The sequence below is a fragment of the Methylobacterium sp. 37f genome, assembly GCF_023093475.1.
Classification (GTDB): Bacteria; Pseudomonadota; Alphaproteobacteria; order Rhizobiales; family Beijerinckiaceae; genus Methylobacterium.
Genome location: NZ_JAGHKN010000019.1, coordinates 20,388 through 38,385, shown reverse-complemented (window position 1 = coordinate 38,385; position 17,998 = coordinate 20,388). Strand labels below are relative to the sequence as shown.

Here is a 17,998-nt window from a genome sequence, read left to right as displayed (position 1 = left end):
TTTCCCTGACGAACGAGCGAAGGTCACGGCGGAGTCCCTGCGGTGAGGACGACAGGTAAGCACAGACCTGAACTCAACGCAATTGATCAAATATCACTATGGTGTATAGTCTGTTAATGCGATCGGTAAAACTCTAAGTCTTTGTACTCTATAGAAGTCATCTGAGGCGTTATACTCCGAAACGACCTCTATATGGGTCATCATAGCCTTTGCTGTAACCTGATCTGTCCACAGGCTAACGGGTCGCGTGCAGTTTCCCGAGGGGGATCGCGCAGACGCGAATCAGTCTCCTGCAAAACTTTCTGCTCGCCGTCCAGTATGAATCGTCAAACGCGTGGCACGCTTCTCAGCGGGACAGCCAACGCGGTAAAAGTTGTGTCCGGGAATTCATCGTCGTCTTCGTCCAGCGGGATAGGCTTCGTCGGCCTGCTGACCATCCTGCTCGTCGGCCTCAAGCTGACGCACAACATCGACTGGTCCTGGTGGTGGGTTTCCTCGCCCTTCTGGATCTCGGCGCTCGTCGGGGTTGCCGTCGTGTCGACCATCTTCCTTGTCGCGGCCATCCTCGACCTTCGGAGGCGTCGGCGGGAACGGGCCCACCGCGAGCGTGACCGCATCGAGCGGGAGCGTCACGACGCCGAGAGGAGCGAGCGCATCGCTAAGGAGCGCGCCGCATCCCCCGGCACCCGCTGGCGGGGTGGGCTGTGAACGCCATGAGCGCCTCGCCCCTGCCGCAGATCCCGCCGGTGACGAAAGAGCTCCTCGAAAGCTTGGAGCGCCGGTTCCGCGGCATGTCGAAGGAGACCGTCGCGGCGCACATGGAGTGGGCCGCCCGGTACCGCGCCGAGCTTGAGGCCAAGCAGGCCGAGGTCGCGGTCAAGCACGTCAGCATCGCCGAGAAGCGTAGGGCGATGACCGAAGATGAGATCGCCGGTGAGCTCGTCGGCGAGGCGATGACGACCGAGGAGCTCATGACGTTCCTCGCTGACTGCGGCTTCGTCCGCATCGCGGCGCCGTGATGCGCTGGGTCGAGACTGGTCCCGGCGGCCGTCAGGGTTTCAGCGGCGAGAAACCGGTGGCCCACGTCCTGACCTTCCACCCGCGTGACCTGCGCCCGGGCAAGCCTGCCTGGGAGTGGGCGCTGAACATGCCGAAGGTGCCCGGCCTGGAAATGGAGGGCACCGCTGCCACCGAGGCCGATGCCAAGGCGGCCGTCGAATCGGTGTGGATCGCATGGCTCGATCTGCAACCAATCCCCGGGAGGGCTTGAGCCGTGGACGCGAAAGACATCTCCGATCTCGCCCTGCGTGTCGCTGCCATGAGCGACCACGAGCGCGACGAGTTCGACAACGAGGTTTCCGACCTCCGGGCTAAACTGCGTCTGCGCGAGGAGAATCGGATCGCCGAGCTGCGTGCCATGCCCGACCTGGAGGTCATCAACCGGATCATCAGCGTGGCCTGTTCGGAGGCGGAGGCCACGCTGCAGGAGCTCCGGGACGCCGGCTTCGTCCGCAACCCGCCGACCTACCCCAAGCAGAGCTTCATCATCGGTGAGGCGAAGGCGTTCGAGGGATGGGCACGCGCGAGAACATCTCTGCGCTGCGCGAACACCTCAAGCACGCCTACCCCCACGTGCGCTGGTCCAAGGGGGCCTGACATGCCGTGCATCCGGGCCAAGACCTCCTACTACCCCGCCGACCGCGATCCGCTGACCGGCGAGCTGCGACCTGGCGCGATTCCCCCGGGGATCTACTGCGAGACCGAGGGCGGCATGCGGATGCTGCGGACGGGCCTGGAGCGGAAGGGCGTGCTGGCGTCGATCCTCCCGGCCCCTTCGCTGATGGGCCTGCGGATCCAGCTCGCGACGCCCGAACAGGTTGAGGCGTTCAAGGCTCTCGATGCCCGGGAGCAAGGCCGCTAAGACCGGGCATGGAATCCCGATGCGACGCCGACGATCCCCTGGGATCGGGCGCCCCGGTCCGATGACGACGCCGGCGATCGGCTGCGCGATCTGTGCGCCCGGCTCAAAGCCGCGGGAGGGCGCAGGGCGTGAAGCAGGTGACGATCGACGAGCTGGCGAAGGCGGTCGCCGCGCACGCGATGCGCATCATCGCCGAGACAAACGATGCGGATCCCGTGGGGCGCCGGGCCCGCCTTCACGGCATGCTCACGGACTCGCTGGAGATGGCGACGCGGCGCGAGGCTCGGAACGACAGGCGCAGGGTTGGGAGGAAGCGGGCATGATAATCCACGAGTCCGAGTACGGCGACGGGCCCGGTAACTTCGACGTCGAAGTCTATGGCGACGTGCTGAACGTGAACCTGACCTACCCGAACATTACGATCGACGGCTGCCGGCACGTCCACGTGAACCAGGAGAGCGTGCGCGCCAGCGATGGCATCCGGCTCTCCTACGACTACGACCGTGACGGCTGGAGCATCCAGCAGCAGGTCTGTGTCGACCTCGGTGACCGCATCTATACGCCGAATCCCGACGAATGGGTCGAGGTGTCGTTCGTGCAGTCCTGGTCCCTCATGCGCGACCAGAGGGAGGGAGACTTTCAATGACCGACACCGTTCGCATCGAGGTCGAGCTGATCAGCGAGACCGACAACGCGGTGAAGGTGCGCCCGCTTTCCATCTGTGGACGCCCCCTGGAACGCAAGTGGCTTTTAATCTGTAGGTCCTGGGTTCGAGTCCCAGCGCGCTCACCAATTACCTTTTTTTCGCAACAACTTAGCGATTCGCGCAAATTTCGTGCTACCCTATCATGAGATGGGGTTGCACCGGGGCAGCACAGGATCCGTATGCTTGTTCCGAAGGCCGCTTAAGAGTGCGTCCGCGAATCTACCATTCTCTGCCCAACGTTTTGCGCCCGAGTTTGTGAATGCGACGAGATGCTGCCGCTCATGAACATGGCGAAGCGCGCTGGTAAGCCTCAGGATATGCGGCGTTCATCAAGTGGGATCTTGGCCAGATTGCTCGTCGGTAGTCGGATCGGGTAGCTGCGCAGCGGGATGCAGGTAATCTCATGTAATCGTCCAAAGTGTGCAGCCCTGCGGTGTGGTGGCATTAGTTTCGCTAAGGCTACCGCACACTGAGGGGCGTTATGGGACAGGTTCCTCACGCCTGTGCCACAACAACTTAGGCGGTCCATCGGGTAATTTAAGCTGGTCAAGAGAGCGTAAGGGCGGCCGCCAAGCGTTACGGCCTTAGTGCCACGCCAGTGCAGAAGTCGCGCTCACGCCATATCTGCACCGATGCGCGTCTAGAACCAAAGGAGCCGCGCTCCAGCGTGCTCAGCTGACGGTCGAGGCGGTCATCGTCGCCTTAAGGTGGTAAACGCTGCTACCACTGGACGACTGCCTCTACGCACTGCAGCAGAGCCTGCCGCATCTGACCAGTTCGTCGCTGCATCGCTGCTTGCAACGTCACGGCATAAGCCGCCTGCCGGATGCCGACGGCGACAAGCCCAAGCGCTCTAGAGCCTTCCCGATCGGCTACTTCCACCTGGGCATCGCGCAGATTAGCACCGAATAGGGCAAGCTTTACCTGTTCGTGGCCAATGACCGCTAAAGCCAAGTTCGCCTTCGTTCAACTGCACGAGAAGGCGACACAACAGATTACGGCAGCCTGTTTTTTACGATCTGGTCGCTGCCGTGTCGTACACGATCCACACCGTGATGACGGATAATGGCATCCAGTTCGCCGACAACCATCCGGTGGACGGGGAGGCCGCGTCGAAGGCGGCTGCCTATTAGCCAGAGCGCCACAAGCCGTGCATCTAAGCCTGGCACTCCTTCGATTGAGCTCAGCGAGCAGGCCAAAATCGAGCATCGGTCGACCAAGCCACGCTGGCCGTGGACGAATGGCCAAGTCGAGCGGATGAACCGCACCATCAAGGACGCAACGGTCAAGCTCTGCCATTATGCCAGCCACGACGAGATCCGGCTGAACCTGTAGCTGTTCGTCGACGCCAGTATATACGGCCGCCGGCTCAAGACCCTCGCGGCCTCACCCCCCTACAAGTTCATCTACCAGACCCGCACGAAAGAGCCCGAACGCTTCAGGCTCGATCCGTCACACCTCACGCTGGGACTGATCATCTAGATAAACCGACCGACCCTGCGCAGTCATCATCAAGCAGCGGCCCCGTGCTGACTGCGGACAGCAGCAAACTTTTGGCGAAGAAGCGATGCGTAGAAAGGATTTCCATCATCGCCTGTTGCAAAAGCACGCTGACGCGGGCAGTCATCATAAAAGCAAACCATAGTATAGCTAGATTTGCGTAAACCTTTATAAGCTCTATAGGCTATTTAAATGCATCAGTGCATTGAATAGCACGCAACCGAGGTACGAAGCGCCTGCCGCTGATCGGAGCGTCCCTCTCCTCGGATAACGCCGGAGCAGTCCCTTTTGTATCTGGTGTTGACGCTTCAGGCGGACGAAGACCGTGGTAGCGCGACCGCTCAATGATGGAAGTCGCCCAAGCGCGGTGCGTGGCCGGCTCACACATGGCACCATCGTGTCGGAACACCGCCGGGGCGCAAGGGGCAAGGATCAGCTGAGCTGCGTCGAGGTCTTGATCGCGCACGGCAAAGGCTGCATGGATTATGGGCATCTGCGAGGGGTGGATGGCGGTCTTGCCCACAAACCCCCAAGCCACGTCCTCCGCAACCTCACGCTTTAGGGCCTCGTCGTCGTCGATAATCTCGTTTACCGGCGCAGTGAGGCGGAAGCCTGCCGGAACCATCAGGTTCACCAAATTGGCAAGCACATCACGAAGCGGGCCGTCATAGACGGTCCTGCCACGGCTTCGTCGCAGCCCCAGGCAGGCCAAGAGGTCGTTACCCCCGACCCGCAAAGCCAAAATCCTTGAATTGGCCTCAGCAGTGAGCTCGTCGCGCAGGTCACGTACCGCTAGGGGATCAAGAATTTCCCGGGTTTCCAAAGTTGGCATGAGCCGCAGCTTAGTCCCCGAAACTGTCTCAGCCCACGCCCTTACTTGGCCAGGTCGAACTTTCGGGCAGACGAGGCCATCCACGGCATCGATGGCCGGCATTCCGGTGAGTGATGCGGCCATCTCGAGGTTGCGTGGTCTTACGAACACAAGAGGCGTGGCAATGTAATCACGCTTCGAGGCCCTAAGGTCCACCAATAGTTTAGAGAGACGTGCGAGCCCTTCCGGAACGTCTACGTCCGCGAGGGCGTCCTCAAGGCAGAGAACTACGGACCGAAGTCCCTGCAACTTTCGGCCGAAGACGACATCAACTGCGCTTGGATGGGTTATCGGCATGTAAAGCGTCGCCCCGAGCGCGTAGGGGTGTACAAGAGACTGCTCGGGCACGTTGGAAGCCATGTTAGCCGACCTTCCGAATCAGGGTAATAGCCTTATAAGGCCCAAGCGTCGGACCCACTGTGTCGAGCGCGACGCCAGATAATTCGGCTAAAGTGACAAGGGGAGCGAGATCTGGGTCCTTAGGGTCAACAACCAACACGCGCTCAGGGACACGCCGCAGGACTGCCCGTGTCGCTTCGGCGATGCCCGGCTTAATTCGGTTACGGTCTATGACCCCGCACCGTGCAGCAACCAAAGCTATTGCGTCCTCAGCGAGGGATCGCGCTGCGGATCTATCGACGTCGGTCCAACTTGCCGGTTGGACTGTCTTGAGGGCAGCCTCGACGTGAGGCCACACAGCTTCGATGAAGGCGCGTGAGACATCGTGTCCGGCGAGATGGGACTGCACGGTGCAGGCGTGGAATTGTCCGGGTCCTACGAGGGCATCATTGAGCACACTTCGGCTGGTCAGGCCTGAGATCGTGGCTCCGAGGATTCCAGATGGGATGAGCCAGTCCTCTCCGGAAGCGGAGAGCCATGCCCGTCCGGCCGCATCAGCCAGCGTCACGAGCCGCGGGGCAAGGGCGGGGTGCCCGGCAAGGCTCGCCTCGAGTTCGCTTGCAATGGCACCTTTTCCCGTCCATCCATCGACGAAGACAAGGCCATCCACCGGGCGGCGGAAGAGAACATGGTTGAGAGCGACAATATCGATGCCTCTATCGCGTATGATTGAAATCCCATAGTGAGCCACGTCAGCTTGGAGCTCGGCGAGTGCGCGGCGCAACAGGACACCGAGAGGGACACCTGCGCGCACTAGGCTTACCAGCGTCACAGGCTGCCCTTTCCCCCTGAACAAGGCGAGGGCTAAAGCAGCAGTGTCCCGTCCAAAGCGGTGGGCACCTCCATTGACGGCATCGCGGTAGAGTTCGAGGTAGGCGGGGGATGGGACCATCTCCGCGCATAGCATCTCAGAATAATGCCGCCGTCCGGTCTGGATCAGCCATTCCTTTTCTGCAATCTCGACTGAACCAATTGTAACGGGTCTGAGCAAAAACTCGATGTCCGGCGGATCGTAGCTGCCATGGAATCTAGCGGCCGGCATGGCGACGGGGGTATAGGCGCTCATCAAATCACCACTGCGGGAATCAGAGCGCCGAAGATGGATCATTTAGTCTGGCGGTTAATCGATGGACCGAACCGGGTTTAGCGTCCTTCTCCGCATAGATGACGGCGAACAATTCAGCCAACTGCCCGCGCGAAGGTGTTGCTATTAGGTCGCACAGCGCCATGAACCCGAAGTCCGAGACCGAATCGCCGATCCCCACTACGAGCCGCCCTGGATCTGAGCGGCGGGCGCCAGTGACGAGCCGCTCGCAGGCTAGGCGCTTGGAAATGCAGGCCGGAATATAAGCCATATTGTTGCTGTTCCGATGAACGCTCCACCCGGCAGGTGGGGCTAGCGCATCGGCGAGGATGGCAAGCCCAGCGCCATTCTCGTCAATGTTGTCCTTGAAGACTGTATAGGCGCCAATGCCGTCCTCTTCGACGATCCACGACCGGAGCTGGAGCCCTGCCTCGAGCGCGATTTGCCTCCCGCGGTTAAGGAGAAGATCAAGATCGCTTCTTGCATCGGTGAGCCCTCGCGCGACTTCAGCGCGCCATGCCGCATCCACCTTCCTATCCGGCAATAGGACAACTGCACCGTTCGCCAGGACGGCGCCGTTCCGGAATGGGAGCCTGACACGTGCGAATGCCCCGCTTCCACGTGCTGTGACCGGAACAACCTCGGCCGTTTCGCTGAGCCACCTGAAGAGATTGGTCTGAGCGCGGGTAGCGTAAGAGTGGTGCCCATTGGCCGCTTCAGCGGCCAATGTGAGATGCTTAGCCTCTGCGGGTGGGCTTTTGCGCGCCGACTGGAACAGCGTGTCGTCGAGATCCACGAGGACGAGAGGTGGGACCATTAGGTAGCCTCAGAAAGGATCGTAAGAGCGGGTCCAAGTGCACGCACGAATGCCGGATCGACACACTCAGGGGGCGTCTCGGTGCAGAGTAGGATGCGATCGTACTTGGCCGGGTCAACGTTGTAGGCGAAGTTTGGGATTCCAATGCCGTATGAATCCCTAAAGCACAAAGCAGAGTCGATAGCGTGGCCGAGAGCGATAGGCGAACGCGTGACAGCCGAGAAGCTGACGTCACAACCGATCTGTTCCAGCGCCTCAGCAAGTAAAAAAGGGCGCCAGACATGCTCGCCCGTTCCTAAGACGAGGACCCGCTCGCTCGTTAAGAAGCCAGGGCCAGCAGCCACTTCGGGATGTCGGCGGATACCCATCCGCCCCCAGTCTCGACGAGGGTCAAGGGGGATAGTACCGGGTGCCGTAACGTCAACGTGGGGCATACACGGAATGGATGCCCCCTCGCGCGGCGCCCACGTAAAGCGCCCCGAAAGCAGACTCACGGTCTCAACGGGCTCGCCCCAGCTATCGCCGGCAGAACCGGCAGACCAATCGGTGATTGTGGCCAGCACGACCTTACGGATGCCTTGAATTCCCGCATTTTTAAGGGCAGCGCGCAAGTTTGCGAGCGTCTGGCCTGTGGTGATCTCGTCGTCTACTAGGACCAGAGACCCCGCACCAACGACCATGGCATGAAGGGAGGAGTCCGCGGGCTGATGCACAAGATGAGTCGTGGCATGGCTGTGGTCCTCTGAGAAGTGAGCGAGGACTGAGGTGCAAAGGGGATGGCGCGTGCTCGGAAGGTAGACCGCGTCGTCGCGCCCGGTGATGCGGCACCATTCCCTGTGGACGCCAGCTCCCAAACCAACGGCGGTCTCTGCCAAGCCCATGATCAAGACCGGCCCAGGCAGGTCACAGGGGATCTTCGCCGCCATAGCTAGAAATGTCGCGCGCATAATAGTTGGGGAGACCGGGATATGCCGCCCAAGGACTCGCGAAACAAACAGGAAAGCCCGCTTTGGATTGCGCCGCTGAGCGAAGCCAAAAAGTTCTTCCGCTGCCACATCCGAGGCGTGGACCTCGACCGAAATGCGGCCGGTGGGCAAGTCAGCATGGTAGTTGATGCGAGAGCTCGCATTAGTCGGGTGCGTAAGCGCGGCGTCACTCATTGGGGGGTCCTACGAACGGACTCTGGCGGCGCAGTCCGCAGGTGACTCCAGCGGCAGTAAAAATAAGCGAACCAAACGATCGCAGCAGCAAAAGCTGTGATGAAAGCGATGTTGAACCACGGGACCGGAACATAGCTACGCTGGACGCGATGTATAGCCGTGACATTAGGAAACATGGAGAGAAGGGTCACGCGCCATCCATAGGATGTGATCAGAGCGTAGTTGCTGTCCTGTGTCGATTCGGCGGCAATTGAGGATGCCGCCGATTGGATATCAGCTGCGTCGAACTTGAAGTAAAATGGAAAACCCCACCCAGTATCCTCATTGTGGTAGACGTGCTGCCTTCGAGTGCCCGGATCTTCGGTGAAGATTTGGTAGACGCCAGTGGCTCGCTCGTTCTTTCCGCGTCCCCACAGATAAACATCCGAGTTCAGCACGCGGACAACACGATGGGACGGCAAGTAGAAATCAAGAACGAGCCCTAAAGGCACCAGGACGATTGCGGCTGCTGCTGCGAGAGCGATGCGGCGTCGCGCTTTGCTTCTGAGAGCCTGGACGTTCATCAGGCCCCCGCCCTACCGGTGGGCGTCACGTCCAGGCATTGGGGCTGAGTGCTGGCATCGAGCCTGGCCTCAGTCACAAGCATAATGGCAAATGGGTTTAGGAAGAGTATCCCGTCAAAGCTTGTGACATGGATCATCGTAATCACCGTCTCGCTTCCAACCGCCAAACAGCACCGCGTGCCATCCGGGCAACGCCCGCAACATCGGTCTCTGGCCCGTCGTCGCCCGCTAGCAGAGGGATGCAGCCGGCGGCTTCTACGAGAGCTTGAGCGAGGCACCCTCGTACAGCAAAATTTACGTTCTGAGCTCCTTGGAGTGATGCCGTCACCACCCCGATGACGCGGCCCCGCGTATCAAGCACGGGTCCCCCACTCGATCCGCCCTGAATTGGGGTGGTGATCTGAAGTATCCTGGTATCCTCTGATGGCCCAAGGAGGCCAGACACCGACCCATTGGCGACCTGCGGCCCCGACCCAAGGAAGCCGGCAAGCGGATAGCCCAAGGTGATTGCCGTCTCCCCAAGTGAGGGCCCATGACTGGCCCTGAAGTAAAGCGGGGCGCCTGCTACCTGAGTCTGAAGACGTACCAGCGCGAGATCGCAATTAGTATCAATGATGATGGGCTCTACGTTCGTGCGTCCGTCGTAGCCCGTAGCAACAAGGATACACGCGCCATCAACTACATGGGCGTTGGTGACCATTAGCCTTGGCGCGACGAGGAAGCCGGTTCCGGTCCAGGACGAAGCGTTCGCGAGCGTCTCGTCGGACGGAGGAGGGAGGGGAGGAAGCGGCGTAGGCTCTACCCCTTCATCAATGGTGACTCCGTGCAGCCGACCAAGGTCCGCGAGGCCACGCATGGTGCCTTCGGATAGAGCTCGTAGCTTCCACCCGCCCCCATGTCGGTAGAGGCGAGCGAATGTAACAGCTGTTAAGACTCCGGCATCAGCCGCAAGCATCAAGGCTGAGCCATCAACAATAAACCGAGTAGCAGCGGCCGCGGATAGTATTCGCACGCCGCGCACTGCATAAACGACGAGCAAGACGCTCTCCGTGCCAGACCCTAGCGCTTCCAAATCAATCCCGTAACGCCCGCTTCCGAAGTCCACAAGGTACTCGGGAGGCGGCGAGCCGAAGTGCCAGGGTGAGGCAGGCGAGGAGCCCAGCGGAATCGTAGCTAATGCGAAACCTGATGGGAGACAAAATGCCTCGAACTGGATGTGGGTCCCAGAAAGCAAGCGATTCTGGCCGACGACGAGTCCAGTACTCATGAGCCATTCTCGATACGACGAAACCCGTGTCGGTCCATGAACGTCCCTTTGCGAGCAACAACGCCAGGCTGTATTTGCTCACTTCGGCAAATAAGACCGAACAGGACTGCATCTGTGTTTCTTAGGGTAAGAGTAATTATTAAAACTTTCGCTGCAATAACTTAGTTAACCTATCTAACTCATGATTATTAAAGCTTCGTAAAACCTATCAAAATCTTCGGAATACCGCTGACAGTCAGCTTGACAGGACAGAACAACCAAGTAGGCTCTTCCTGCAGCCGGCTGTGGGCAACGATGCTTATGCCGAATCGAGGTTGAGACGTGATGGCCGTTTCGTTGACCAAGGGCAGTTCGATCTCGCTGGCCAAGCAGTCCCCGGGCCTCTCGCGGATCAGTATGGGCCTTGGGTGGGATCCTGCGAAGAAAGGCGGAGGGTTCTTTGGTAAGCTATTTGGCTCAAGTAGCAGCGACTCCATCGACCTGGATGCCTCCTGTCTGGCCTTCGCGGGCGGGCGTCACGTCGACACTGCATACTTCGGGCGCCTCGACATTCTCGGTGGTGCGATCCACCATAATGGTGACAACCTGACCGGTGACGGCGACGGTGACGACGAGGTAATTGATATCGACACCAGACGCCTTCCAGCGGAAGTCGACGCCCTCGTCCTGACCGTGAATTCCTTTCGTGGGCAAACTTTCGACGAGGTCGACAATGCCTTCTGCCGGGTCGTGGACAGGTCCAACGACAGGGAGCTCGCCCGCTTCACGCTAGCGGAGAAGGGGCGTCATACCGGAGTCGTCATGGCCATCCTTCGCAGGGCTGGCACCTCCTGGGACATGCAAGCGATAGGTAAGGTCGCGCACGGCCGCACTGCGGCTGACCTCGTAGGACCTGCTCGGGATTGCCTCTGAGCCTGCTTTCGCCAGGATAAACGCTACTATGACCAGTCTTGCGAAGGGGGGAAACGCCCCCGTGCCCAGCGGCGACCTCAAGGTCGTTGTGGAATGGGCTTCGACCCCTGGCGTCGACGAGATCGATGCCGCCGCCTTTCTGATTGGAGCAAATGGGCGGGTCTCGGGCGATGCCGACATGATTTTCTATGGTCAGCAAGGAGATCGCGCTGTGCGCTTCGAGCGTGCGCCTACCCTCGTACCCAACCGCGACGCATCTGTCTTTCTTATCAACACGGCGGTACTTCCGGATCACGTCCAGAAAGTCGCCTTCAGTGGGACCATACACCGAGCCCGGGAAACGGGGATGCACTTCGGTAAGATCAGCGACCTCAGGGTCTCTGTTCAATCAGTACAAGGGGAAGTTGCTTCCTTTGTCGCGCCTCCTGCCTCCAATGGCGAAACTGCGCTGGTCCTCGGCGAACTGTACCGACGTGACACTGGCTGGAAGTTTCGTGCAGTTGGGCAAGGTTTTGCTAGCGGCCTTGCCTCGCTGGCGAACACCTATGGCGTCGACGTCGAGGATGCGGGAACATCCTCTGCTCCTATACCTCAACCACAGCCTATTGTCCCGCCCCTTCCGGTGCCTGCTCCACTGCCTCAACCGCAGCCCGTAGTGCCGCCTGTACCGAAACCGATCAACCTCTCCAAGGTTAGCCTGACCAAAGAGCGTCCGAGTGTCTCGCTCGAGAAGCGGTCCGACTACGGTGACGTGACGGTCAACCTGAATTGGAGTAGGGCAAAGCCGGGCGGTCTATCCGGGCTATTTCAGCGCGGCAGCGGGGGGATCGATCTCGACCTTGGCTGCCTATACGAATTGACAGACGGATCGGTAGGATGCGTCCAAGCACTTGGTGACAGCTTTGGCCAGCTCGACCGGGAGCCATTCGTAGCCCTCGATTCCGATGACCGCTCGGGTGCATCGCTAGATGGCGAATGGATGCGGGTGAATGGCCGATACTTCACCAATATTCAACGTCTGCTCGTTTTTGCTTTTATCTACGACGGTGTACCCAACTGGGCCCGCACTGACGGGCTGGTGACCGTGCGTGTCCCAGGAGAAGGACCAGTTGAGGTCCGAATGGAGGAGGGATCGAATGCCAAGCGCATGTGCGCAGTGGCATTGATCGAAAACGACTCTGGTCGGATGCGGATCTCCCGGGAGGTCGCGTACTTCCGCGGGCATGACGACATGGACCGCGCTTACGGGTGGGGTCTCCGTTGGCAGGCAGGTTCCAAAGATTAAAGCCAGCCATCGATAGATAGTTGTCGCGACGACCATTCGCAAGTTTTCGGGAGGTGACGGAACGATGAGCGCACTTAGTTGGATCAAGGCACAAAGCGACGCGGCGACGTCCGCGATCAAGGGCGAGATTAACCGGTTCAATAATCGAAAGTTCATGCAGGGAGCGGTCGCCATCGGCGTAGCTATTGCCGCAGCGGACGGTAACATCGACCAGGATGAAAAACGCAAACTCTACGGCGTCTTCCAGAACCTAGATGCTCTGAAGACCTTCAAGTGGGATACGGTTCAGCCACTCTTCGATGAACTGAAGGGCAAGTACGACTTTGATGCTGAGATTGGCCTCGCCGAGGCAATGAAGTACGTCGGAGCTCTACGCAATGACCCGGCTGCGGCCCGCCAGTTGATCCGTATCGGTATTATGGTTGGCGGCGCAGACGGTACCTTCGACGACAAGGAGAAGGACGTGGTGCGCAAGGCATGCCGTGAGCTGGGCCTATCACCGGCCGACTTCGAGCTTTGAAAGGATGACGAGGAGGCCCTTGAGGAGGCGTCTAGTCGCCGGAACATTGTTCCGGATCTAGGGCAAAGCCCTGGTTCTACCGAAGACAGGCGCTCAAGGGGCGCCTCAAGCAACTTGTGTGAGAAGGAAATTAGGATGGCCGTGAGTTTGAGCAAGGGCGGCAATGTCAGCCTGTCCAAGGAAGAACCGAACCTTGCCAGAATCCTCGTGGGGCTCGGTTGGGATAACCGCAAGACGGATGGGAAGGACTTCGACCTCGACGCTTCGCTTTTCATGCTTGGCGAGTCCGGCCGGTGTTTGAATGACGCGGGGTTTATTTTCTACAACAACAAGGAATCGGCCGACGGATCGGTAAAGCATCACGGAGACAACCGCACTGGTGAGGGTGACGGTGACGACGAGAAGGTGAGTGTGATTCTCAGCAAGGTTGGTTCCGACGTGCAGAAGCTCGCAGTCACTGTAACGATCCATGAAGCAGGCGAGCGGGGTCAGAACTTCGGTCAAGTTCAGAACGCTTTCATCCGCATCGTAAACGAGGAGACCGGTCGCGAGATTGCTCGCTACGACCTTGGCGAGGACTATTCCACGGAGACCGCGATGGTGTTCGGGGAAATCTACCGCCACAATGGCGAGTGGAAGTTCAAGGCGATCGGGCAGGGCTACGCGGGCGGTCTTAATGCAATGGCGCTGCAGTACGGCATCAACGTCGGCTGAGCACCCGTTCAATTACTCCCGCAAATTTCGCGTTGATGCGTTCAGACAACCCTATTCACCTCCCGTAATTGTACACAGACTTACAAAAGGATTGAGCTATGCCTGTGAACCTCAGCAAGGGGGGGACCGTTTCGCTCTCCAAGGAAGCCCCGGGACTTGCCGCCATACTTGCCGGCCTTGGTTGGGATAATCGCGTCTCCGACGGTAAGCCGTTTGATCTGGATGCTTCTGTGTTCCTTATCGGCGCCGACGGGAAGTGCGCCAACGACGCGGCATTCATCTTTTATAACAACAAGAAATCGACCGACGGTTCGGTCGAGCACATGGGTGACAACACCACCGGACAGGGCGACGGTGACGACGAGGTCGTGAAGGTTGATCTCGCAAAGGTTCCTGAAACCATCACCCGCCTCGTGTTCGCCGTAACGATCCACGAGGCAAAGGAACGAGGCCAGAACTTTGGCCAGGTTCAGAACGCCTACATTCGCGTGGTCAACCAAGCTGGCAGTGCGGAGCTTGCAAAGTACGATCTATCCGAGGACGCATCGACGGAGACAGCGATGGTATTCGGTGAGGTCTATCGCCACAATGGCGAGTGGAAGTTCAAAGCCGTTGGACAAGGGTTCGCAGGTGGCCTCGGGGACGTTGCCCGTTCCTTTGGCATAAACGTCTGAGAGGCGGGCGATGGCCGCCACTCCTCAGGGAACGTTGCGGGGGCTCGCGGCGATTGCGGCCGGGTCTGCAGCTGCTGGCTTCGGCTGGAGCGCAGGCCGCGACCTCTACCGTAAGGGCAAGGATTGGGTGTTGCCGGCAATCGCCCTCGCTGTAGTAGCGGGAGGGTCGGGTTACGCGGCCTGGAACCTATCGAGGGGACACGGCGCCCCCTCGGTTGCACGCGTCATCGGCGCAGCACTCGCCGCGATGGGAAGCTTAGCTCTCTGTCTGTTCCTGATCGTTGGTGCTGGCGAGCCTCAACCCGGCCGGCCCGCCGTTGGAACTGGAGGCATGATTGGAACCGCGCTCCTGATCCACACGGCTTCGGCCGTGATCGGGCTCATTGTAGGGCTTGCGCAGCGGGGGCAGCGAGTGCGCACCTATAATCTTGAAAGGGCCAATCTTGACTTTATGGATGCCAACGGCATCCGCGATGTCGGAGGGCGCGAAGACACCTTTATCGATGCGTCCGGCAATGAGCTCAAGCTTGACGACGTTCGTCGCGATGCCATGGTTTTTCGTCTCCCGGGCCGGCGCGGCGCCCGGGCGTATATCGACCTTGATGCGTGCGGGCGGATGGTAGCATACAGGCCGCCACCGTAAAGGCGCAACCGGGCGACATCTAGCTAGCGCGAAACAAGATAAGTTTCTGCCCTGAACTGGGCCGTTCCAGTAAACTGCGGAGGCCATCTTGGCCGCAAATCTAAAGTATTTCTATTACGCCATTGGGCTTTCGGCGTTATTGTTTGCCGCACTCGCTTTCACGGAGGGCGGCGTGTCGCTTCTGCCCTTGGCAATGGTCTTGGCAATCATGGAGCTGGCGGTCAGTTTCGACAACGCAATCGTCAATGCCAAGGTTATGGAACGAATGTCTTCGTTCTGGCGACAGGCATTCATCACAGTTGGCATCTTCATAGCTGTTTTTGGAATGCGCTTCTACCTCCCTATCCAAATTGTTAGTTGGCTGGGCGGCCTCACGTTATCTGGAGCCTTGCGTCTAGCTTACGTCGATCCGGGACAGTTCGCGCAAATCCTGATTTCTAGCCACGCGATCGTCTCAGGCTTCGGCGGTGCGTTCCTTATGATGATCTTCCTCAAATATTTCATCGACTCGGAACGCGACGGGCGCTGGCTACCAGGAGTCGAATCCGTGCTGGGCCGTCTAGGCCACTTGGAGAGCGTCCAGATACTGATCACAGGTGCCGCTGCAGGCTTTACTGCCTACGTCATGCCTGGGGAGAGGGGGATCGCCTTCTTCGTTGCTGCAATGGCTGGTATCGGTACTCACGTTTTAGTGGACCTAATCAAAGAAGGACTTGAAGCTATCGATTTGCGCATGCAGGAGAGATCGGAAACAGCGGGCCGCCGCGCAGTTGCTACAGGCGGGATTGGCATGTTTCTCTACTTGGAAATCTTCGATGCCAGCATGTCGTTTGACGGTGTCATCGCCGCTTTCGCGATAACCAACAACATCCTTGTTGTGGCGGTTGGCCTCGGCGTCGGCGCAGTCTTCGTTCGTTCGTTGACCCTCCTGTTCTTCGACACTAAATCACTTGCGGAGTATCGCTATTTGGAGCCTGGAGCGTTCTGGGCCATCGGGGGTCTATCCGCTTTCATGTTCGTTGCGGCCGTAACGCACGTTCCCGAATGGATAATCTCGGCCTATGGCGGCTCGGTCATTGTGGTTGCGTTCATTCACAGCGTAGTCGCTAACCGCGGCGACCCAGTTCGCAAGGCTGGCCTGGGGTTATCGGAGGCTGTCGAGCGAAAGATTGGACCGCCGGAAGCAAGCCAAGCCACGGCTTAGTTAAAGTAAGATGAGTTGTCATGTCCGCGAAAGGCATGAGACAAAACCAAAGTGCTGTTCTACTGTAGTCCAGCGGTGGCTGCGCCCGTAGGTGTAGGCTTTATAGGCTGAGATGGTGGCTCCAGCGCCGCCGAAGACCGCGGATAGCTTCGGAAGCACAAATTTATCCCGGGAGATCGCCTTCGATGAGTGGGAATATTGTAAGATGACGCGGCATAGACACAGGCTGAGGAGGCTCACTACGTTGGCACTTATAGCCGGCATAGGGCTCGGATACTTATCTACCGTTCTGCCTGCTGTCGCGAAGGCAGAATGCGGACTTATTCGGGACGATGCCAAGCGCCGGGAGTGTCGTGCTGTGCAAAATGGCAATCCATCGGAATGCAACTTGATCCGCGACAATGATGACCGGCGGCTCTGTCGCGCGCGTGCCGAGAGCCAAAGTAGATAACAGCTAAGTCTCATGGTCCCTGTATTTTAGATCGAATTGTATGCCGTGTTTCCGCAAGATGAGCGGCAATCGCTGTTATAAACGAGCGGGGAGCCGGATTTATCGCGTGAGCTTTGGGCTCGCTGATCCGCTCGTATCCTCCGGAACAAGGTGTTCCTCACCAATATGTCTCATGCGCGGCGAACCAGTTTAGGGCGTTGGGACCCATCTTCGGCGACGGCAGCAAACCCCGTTGAGCTCCAGCGACCCAACGACCCCGCTCATCCGACGCGCTGTCGACCAGCCGGCGGACTAGCCTTAGACCCCGTTTCATAACGGGCTGAACAGCTTAGCTGTTGGGTGAGCGGCGGGCATCGTGGGTGTTGGGAGAGTGTCTGACGCTCACCCAGGACCCCCGATGTGGACGCCCGCCGATCTGCGATCGGCCCGCCGCCCGCGCCGAGCTTGCGCGCGAGAGCCTTCCCTACGCAACCAGCCTCAGTGATGCCGAGTGGGCGGTGCTTGCGCCGCTTCTACCGGCGCCGTCCAGCACAGGCCGCCCGTGGCGCCGGCCACTGCGCGCAGTCGTTGACGGCATATTGTCCGTGCTGCGGACAGGATGCGCGTGGCGGCATCTGCCGCTGGACTTCCTGCCGTGGAGCACGGTCCATCGCTGGTTCTTGCGCCTTTCGCAGACAGGCGTGTTCGAACGCCTCGCCCATGCCCTCACGTTGGTCGACCGTGAGCGTGTCGGACGCGAGGCTTGCCCGACCGGCTGTGTCGTCGATGCGCAAGCCGCCCGCTCGGGTGGCGTGGGGGTGGCCGGCAAGCGCGGTTACGATCCGGCCCGGCGGGTCGTCAGGCGCAAACGCCACGCGCTGACGGATACGGACGGCCGCCTGCTCTTGGCTGGAGTCTCACCCGCTAACCTGCACGACAGCCACGGCGCGATTGCCCGACTTCGAGCCTCGCGTGGGTTGTTCCCCTTCCTCGCCCACTGCTTTGCCGACCGTGCCTATCGAGGCGAGCGCGTTGGCACGGCCACGACCATCACGGTCGAGATCGTCGAACCCAAGGAAGGCCAGAAGGGCTTTTCGATCCAACCCAGGCGGTGGGTCATTGAGCGGAGCTTCGGTTGGATCGCCCGCTGCCGCAGGTTGGCCCGCGATCACGAGGCGACCCCGTCCTCTGCGCTCGCCTTCTTCGTGCTCGCCGCAGCCATGTTCCTCGTCAGACGGATCGCCCGCGCCTTATGAAACGGGGTCTTACGCGAACGGCTCCACATGGGGACGACCATGTGGCGTTCAAAACCCTGAGTTTTTTTGAAT

Annotated in this window: 20 protein-coding genes and 1 pseudogene; 15 read left to right on the top strand and 6 right to left on the bottom strand. The window is 59.7% G+C overall.

Annotated features, from left to right (window positions below; translation table 11 throughout):
• The first annotated feature begins 375 nt into the window (after positions 1 to 375).
• The 7 genes and pseudogenes from J7U37_RS14290 to J7U37_RS14260 all read left to right on the top strand — a co-directional run bounded on the left by J7U37_RS14290 (position 376) and on the right by J7U37_RS14260 (position 4,109).
• Complete coding sequence (locus J7U37_RS14290) at positions 376 to 708, top strand: hypothetical protein (RefSeq protein ID WP_247636145.1); 333 nt, start codon at positions 376 to 378, stop codon at positions 706 to 708.
• A 5-nt stretch (positions 709 to 713) separates the two neighbouring features.
• The gene (locus J7U37_RS14285; RefSeq protein ID WP_247636144.1) at positions 714 to 1,019 is read left to right on the top strand and encodes a hypothetical protein; all 306 of its coding nucleotides are present in this window, start codon (positions 714 to 716) and stop codon (positions 1,017 to 1,019) included.
• Positions 1,019 to 1,270 carry a hypothetical protein gene (locus J7U37_RS14280; protein WP_247636143.1) on the top strand — a complete coding sequence of 84 codons (252 nt, stop codon included), beginning with the start codon at positions 1,019 to 1,021 and terminating at the stop codon, positions 1,268 to 1,270. The genes J7U37_RS14285 and J7U37_RS14280 overlap by 1 nt, the downstream gene beginning before the upstream one ends.
• A 3-nt stretch (positions 1,271 to 1,273) precedes the next feature.
• Positions 1,274 to 1,921 carry a hypothetical protein gene (locus tag J7U37_RS14275; RefSeq protein WP_247636142.1) on the top strand — a complete coding sequence of 216 codons (648 nt, stop codon included), beginning with the start codon at positions 1,274 to 1,276 and terminating at the stop codon, positions 1,919 to 1,921.
• 128 nt (positions 1,922 to 2,049) lie between these two features.
• On the top strand, positions 2,050 to 2,244 hold the full coding sequence (locus tag J7U37_RS14270) for a hypothetical protein (protein WP_247636141.1): 195 nt from the start codon (positions 2,050 to 2,052) through the stop codon (positions 2,242 to 2,244).
• Positions 2,241 to 2,567, top strand: coding sequence for a hypothetical protein (locus J7U37_RS14265; RefSeq protein WP_247636140.1), 327 nt, complete (start codon positions 2,241 to 2,243; stop codon positions 2,565 to 2,567). Before J7U37_RS14270 ends, J7U37_RS14265 begins: the two co-directional genes overlap by 4 nt.
• Before the next feature lie 595 nt (positions 2,568 to 3,162).
• A pseudogene (locus J7U37_RS14260) lies at positions 3,163 to 4,109 on the top strand (integrase core domain-containing protein).
• On the opposite strand, the gene J7U37_RS14255 reads toward J7U37_RS14260, so the two are convergent.
• The 6 genes from J7U37_RS14255 to J7U37_RS14230 are packed head-to-tail and all read right to left on the bottom strand — an operon-like array spanning position 4,102 to position 9,021.
• On the bottom strand, positions 4,102 to 4,257 hold the full coding sequence (locus J7U37_RS14255) for a hypothetical protein (protein ID WP_247636139.1): 156 nt from the start codon (positions 4,255 to 4,257) through the stop codon (positions 4,102 to 4,104). The pseudogene J7U37_RS14260 and the gene J7U37_RS14255 overlap by 8 nt on opposite strands.
• A 54-nt stretch (positions 4,258 to 4,311) precedes the next feature.
• Positions 4,312 to 5,358, bottom strand: a complete 1,047-nt coding sequence (locus J7U37_RS14250; RefSeq protein ID WP_247636138.1) for an HpcH/HpaI aldolase/citrate lyase family protein — start codon at positions 5,356 to 5,358, stop codon at positions 4,312 to 4,314.
• Position 5,359: 1 nt separating this feature from the next.
• Positions 5,360 to 6,463, bottom strand: a complete 1,104-nt coding sequence (locus J7U37_RS14245) for a cysteine protease StiP domain-containing protein (RefSeq protein ID WP_247636137.1) — start codon at positions 6,461 to 6,463, stop codon at positions 5,360 to 5,362.
• Positions 6,464 to 6,482: 19 nt separating this feature from the next.
• Positions 6,483 to 7,298: a hypothetical protein gene (locus tag J7U37_RS14240; protein ID WP_247636136.1), complete on the bottom strand. Its 816-nt coding sequence runs from the start codon at positions 7,296 to 7,298 to the stop codon at positions 6,483 to 6,485.
• Positions 7,298 to 8,458 (bottom strand): phosphoribosyltransferase domain-containing protein, encoded by a 1,161-nt coding sequence (locus J7U37_RS14235; RefSeq protein WP_247636135.1) that lies wholly within the window; start codon positions 8,456 to 8,458, stop codon positions 7,298 to 7,300. Before J7U37_RS14235 ends, J7U37_RS14240 begins: the two co-directional genes overlap by 1 nt.
• Positions 8,455 to 9,021: a DUF1523 family protein gene (locus J7U37_RS14230; RefSeq protein WP_247636134.1), complete on the bottom strand. Its 567-nt coding sequence runs from the start codon at positions 9,019 to 9,021 to the stop codon at positions 8,455 to 8,457. Before J7U37_RS14230 ends, J7U37_RS14235 begins: the two co-directional genes overlap by 4 nt.
• 1,591 nt (positions 9,022 to 10,612) lie before the next feature.
• Here J7U37_RS14230 and J7U37_RS14225 point away from each other — a divergent pair.
• The 8 genes from J7U37_RS14225 to J7U37_RS14190 all read left to right on the top strand — a co-directional run bounded on the left by J7U37_RS14225 (position 10,613) and on the right by J7U37_RS14190 (position 17,926).
• Positions 10,613 to 11,200, top strand: a complete 588-nt coding sequence (locus J7U37_RS14225; RefSeq protein ID WP_247636190.1) for a TerD family protein — start codon at positions 10,613 to 10,615, stop codon at positions 11,198 to 11,200.
• Positions 11,201 to 11,228: 28 nt separating this feature from the next.
• Complete coding sequence (locus tag J7U37_RS14220; RefSeq protein ID WP_247636133.1) at positions 11,229 to 12,485, top strand: TerD family protein; 1,257 nt, start codon at positions 11,229 to 11,231, stop codon at positions 12,483 to 12,485.
• Positions 12,486 to 12,549: 64 nt separating this feature from the next.
• The gene (locus tag J7U37_RS14215; protein ID WP_247636132.1) at positions 12,550 to 13,005 is read left to right on the top strand and encodes a TerB family tellurite resistance protein; all 456 of its coding nucleotides are present in this window, start codon (positions 12,550 to 12,552) and stop codon (positions 13,003 to 13,005) included.
• 135 nt (positions 13,006 to 13,140) lie between these two features.
• Entirely contained in the window at positions 13,141 to 13,719 is a 579-nt protein-coding gene (locus J7U37_RS14210; protein ID WP_247636131.1) for a TerD family protein, read from the top strand.
• Positions 13,720 to 13,817: 98 nt separating this feature from the next.
• Complete coding sequence (locus J7U37_RS14205) at positions 13,818 to 14,393, top strand: TerD family protein (RefSeq protein WP_247636130.1); 576 nt, start codon at positions 13,818 to 13,820, stop codon at positions 14,391 to 14,393.
• Positions 14,394 to 14,403: 10 nt separating this feature from the next.
• Positions 14,404 to 15,036: a hypothetical protein gene (locus J7U37_RS14200; RefSeq protein ID WP_247636129.1), complete on the top strand. Its 633-nt coding sequence runs from the start codon at positions 14,404 to 14,406 to the stop codon at positions 15,034 to 15,036.
• An 88-nt stretch (positions 15,037 to 15,124) separates the two neighbouring features.
• Positions 15,125 to 16,240, top strand: coding sequence for a DUF475 domain-containing protein (locus tag J7U37_RS14195; RefSeq protein ID WP_247636128.1), 1,116 nt, complete (start codon positions 15,125 to 15,127; stop codon positions 16,238 to 16,240).
• A gap of 864 nt (positions 16,241 to 17,104) precedes the next feature.
• Positions 17,105 to 17,926: an IS5 family transposase gene (locus J7U37_RS14190; protein WP_247636189.1), complete on the top strand. Its 822-nt coding sequence runs from the start codon at positions 17,105 to 17,107 to the stop codon at positions 17,924 to 17,926.
• Positions 17,927 to 17,998 lie beyond the last annotated feature (72 nt).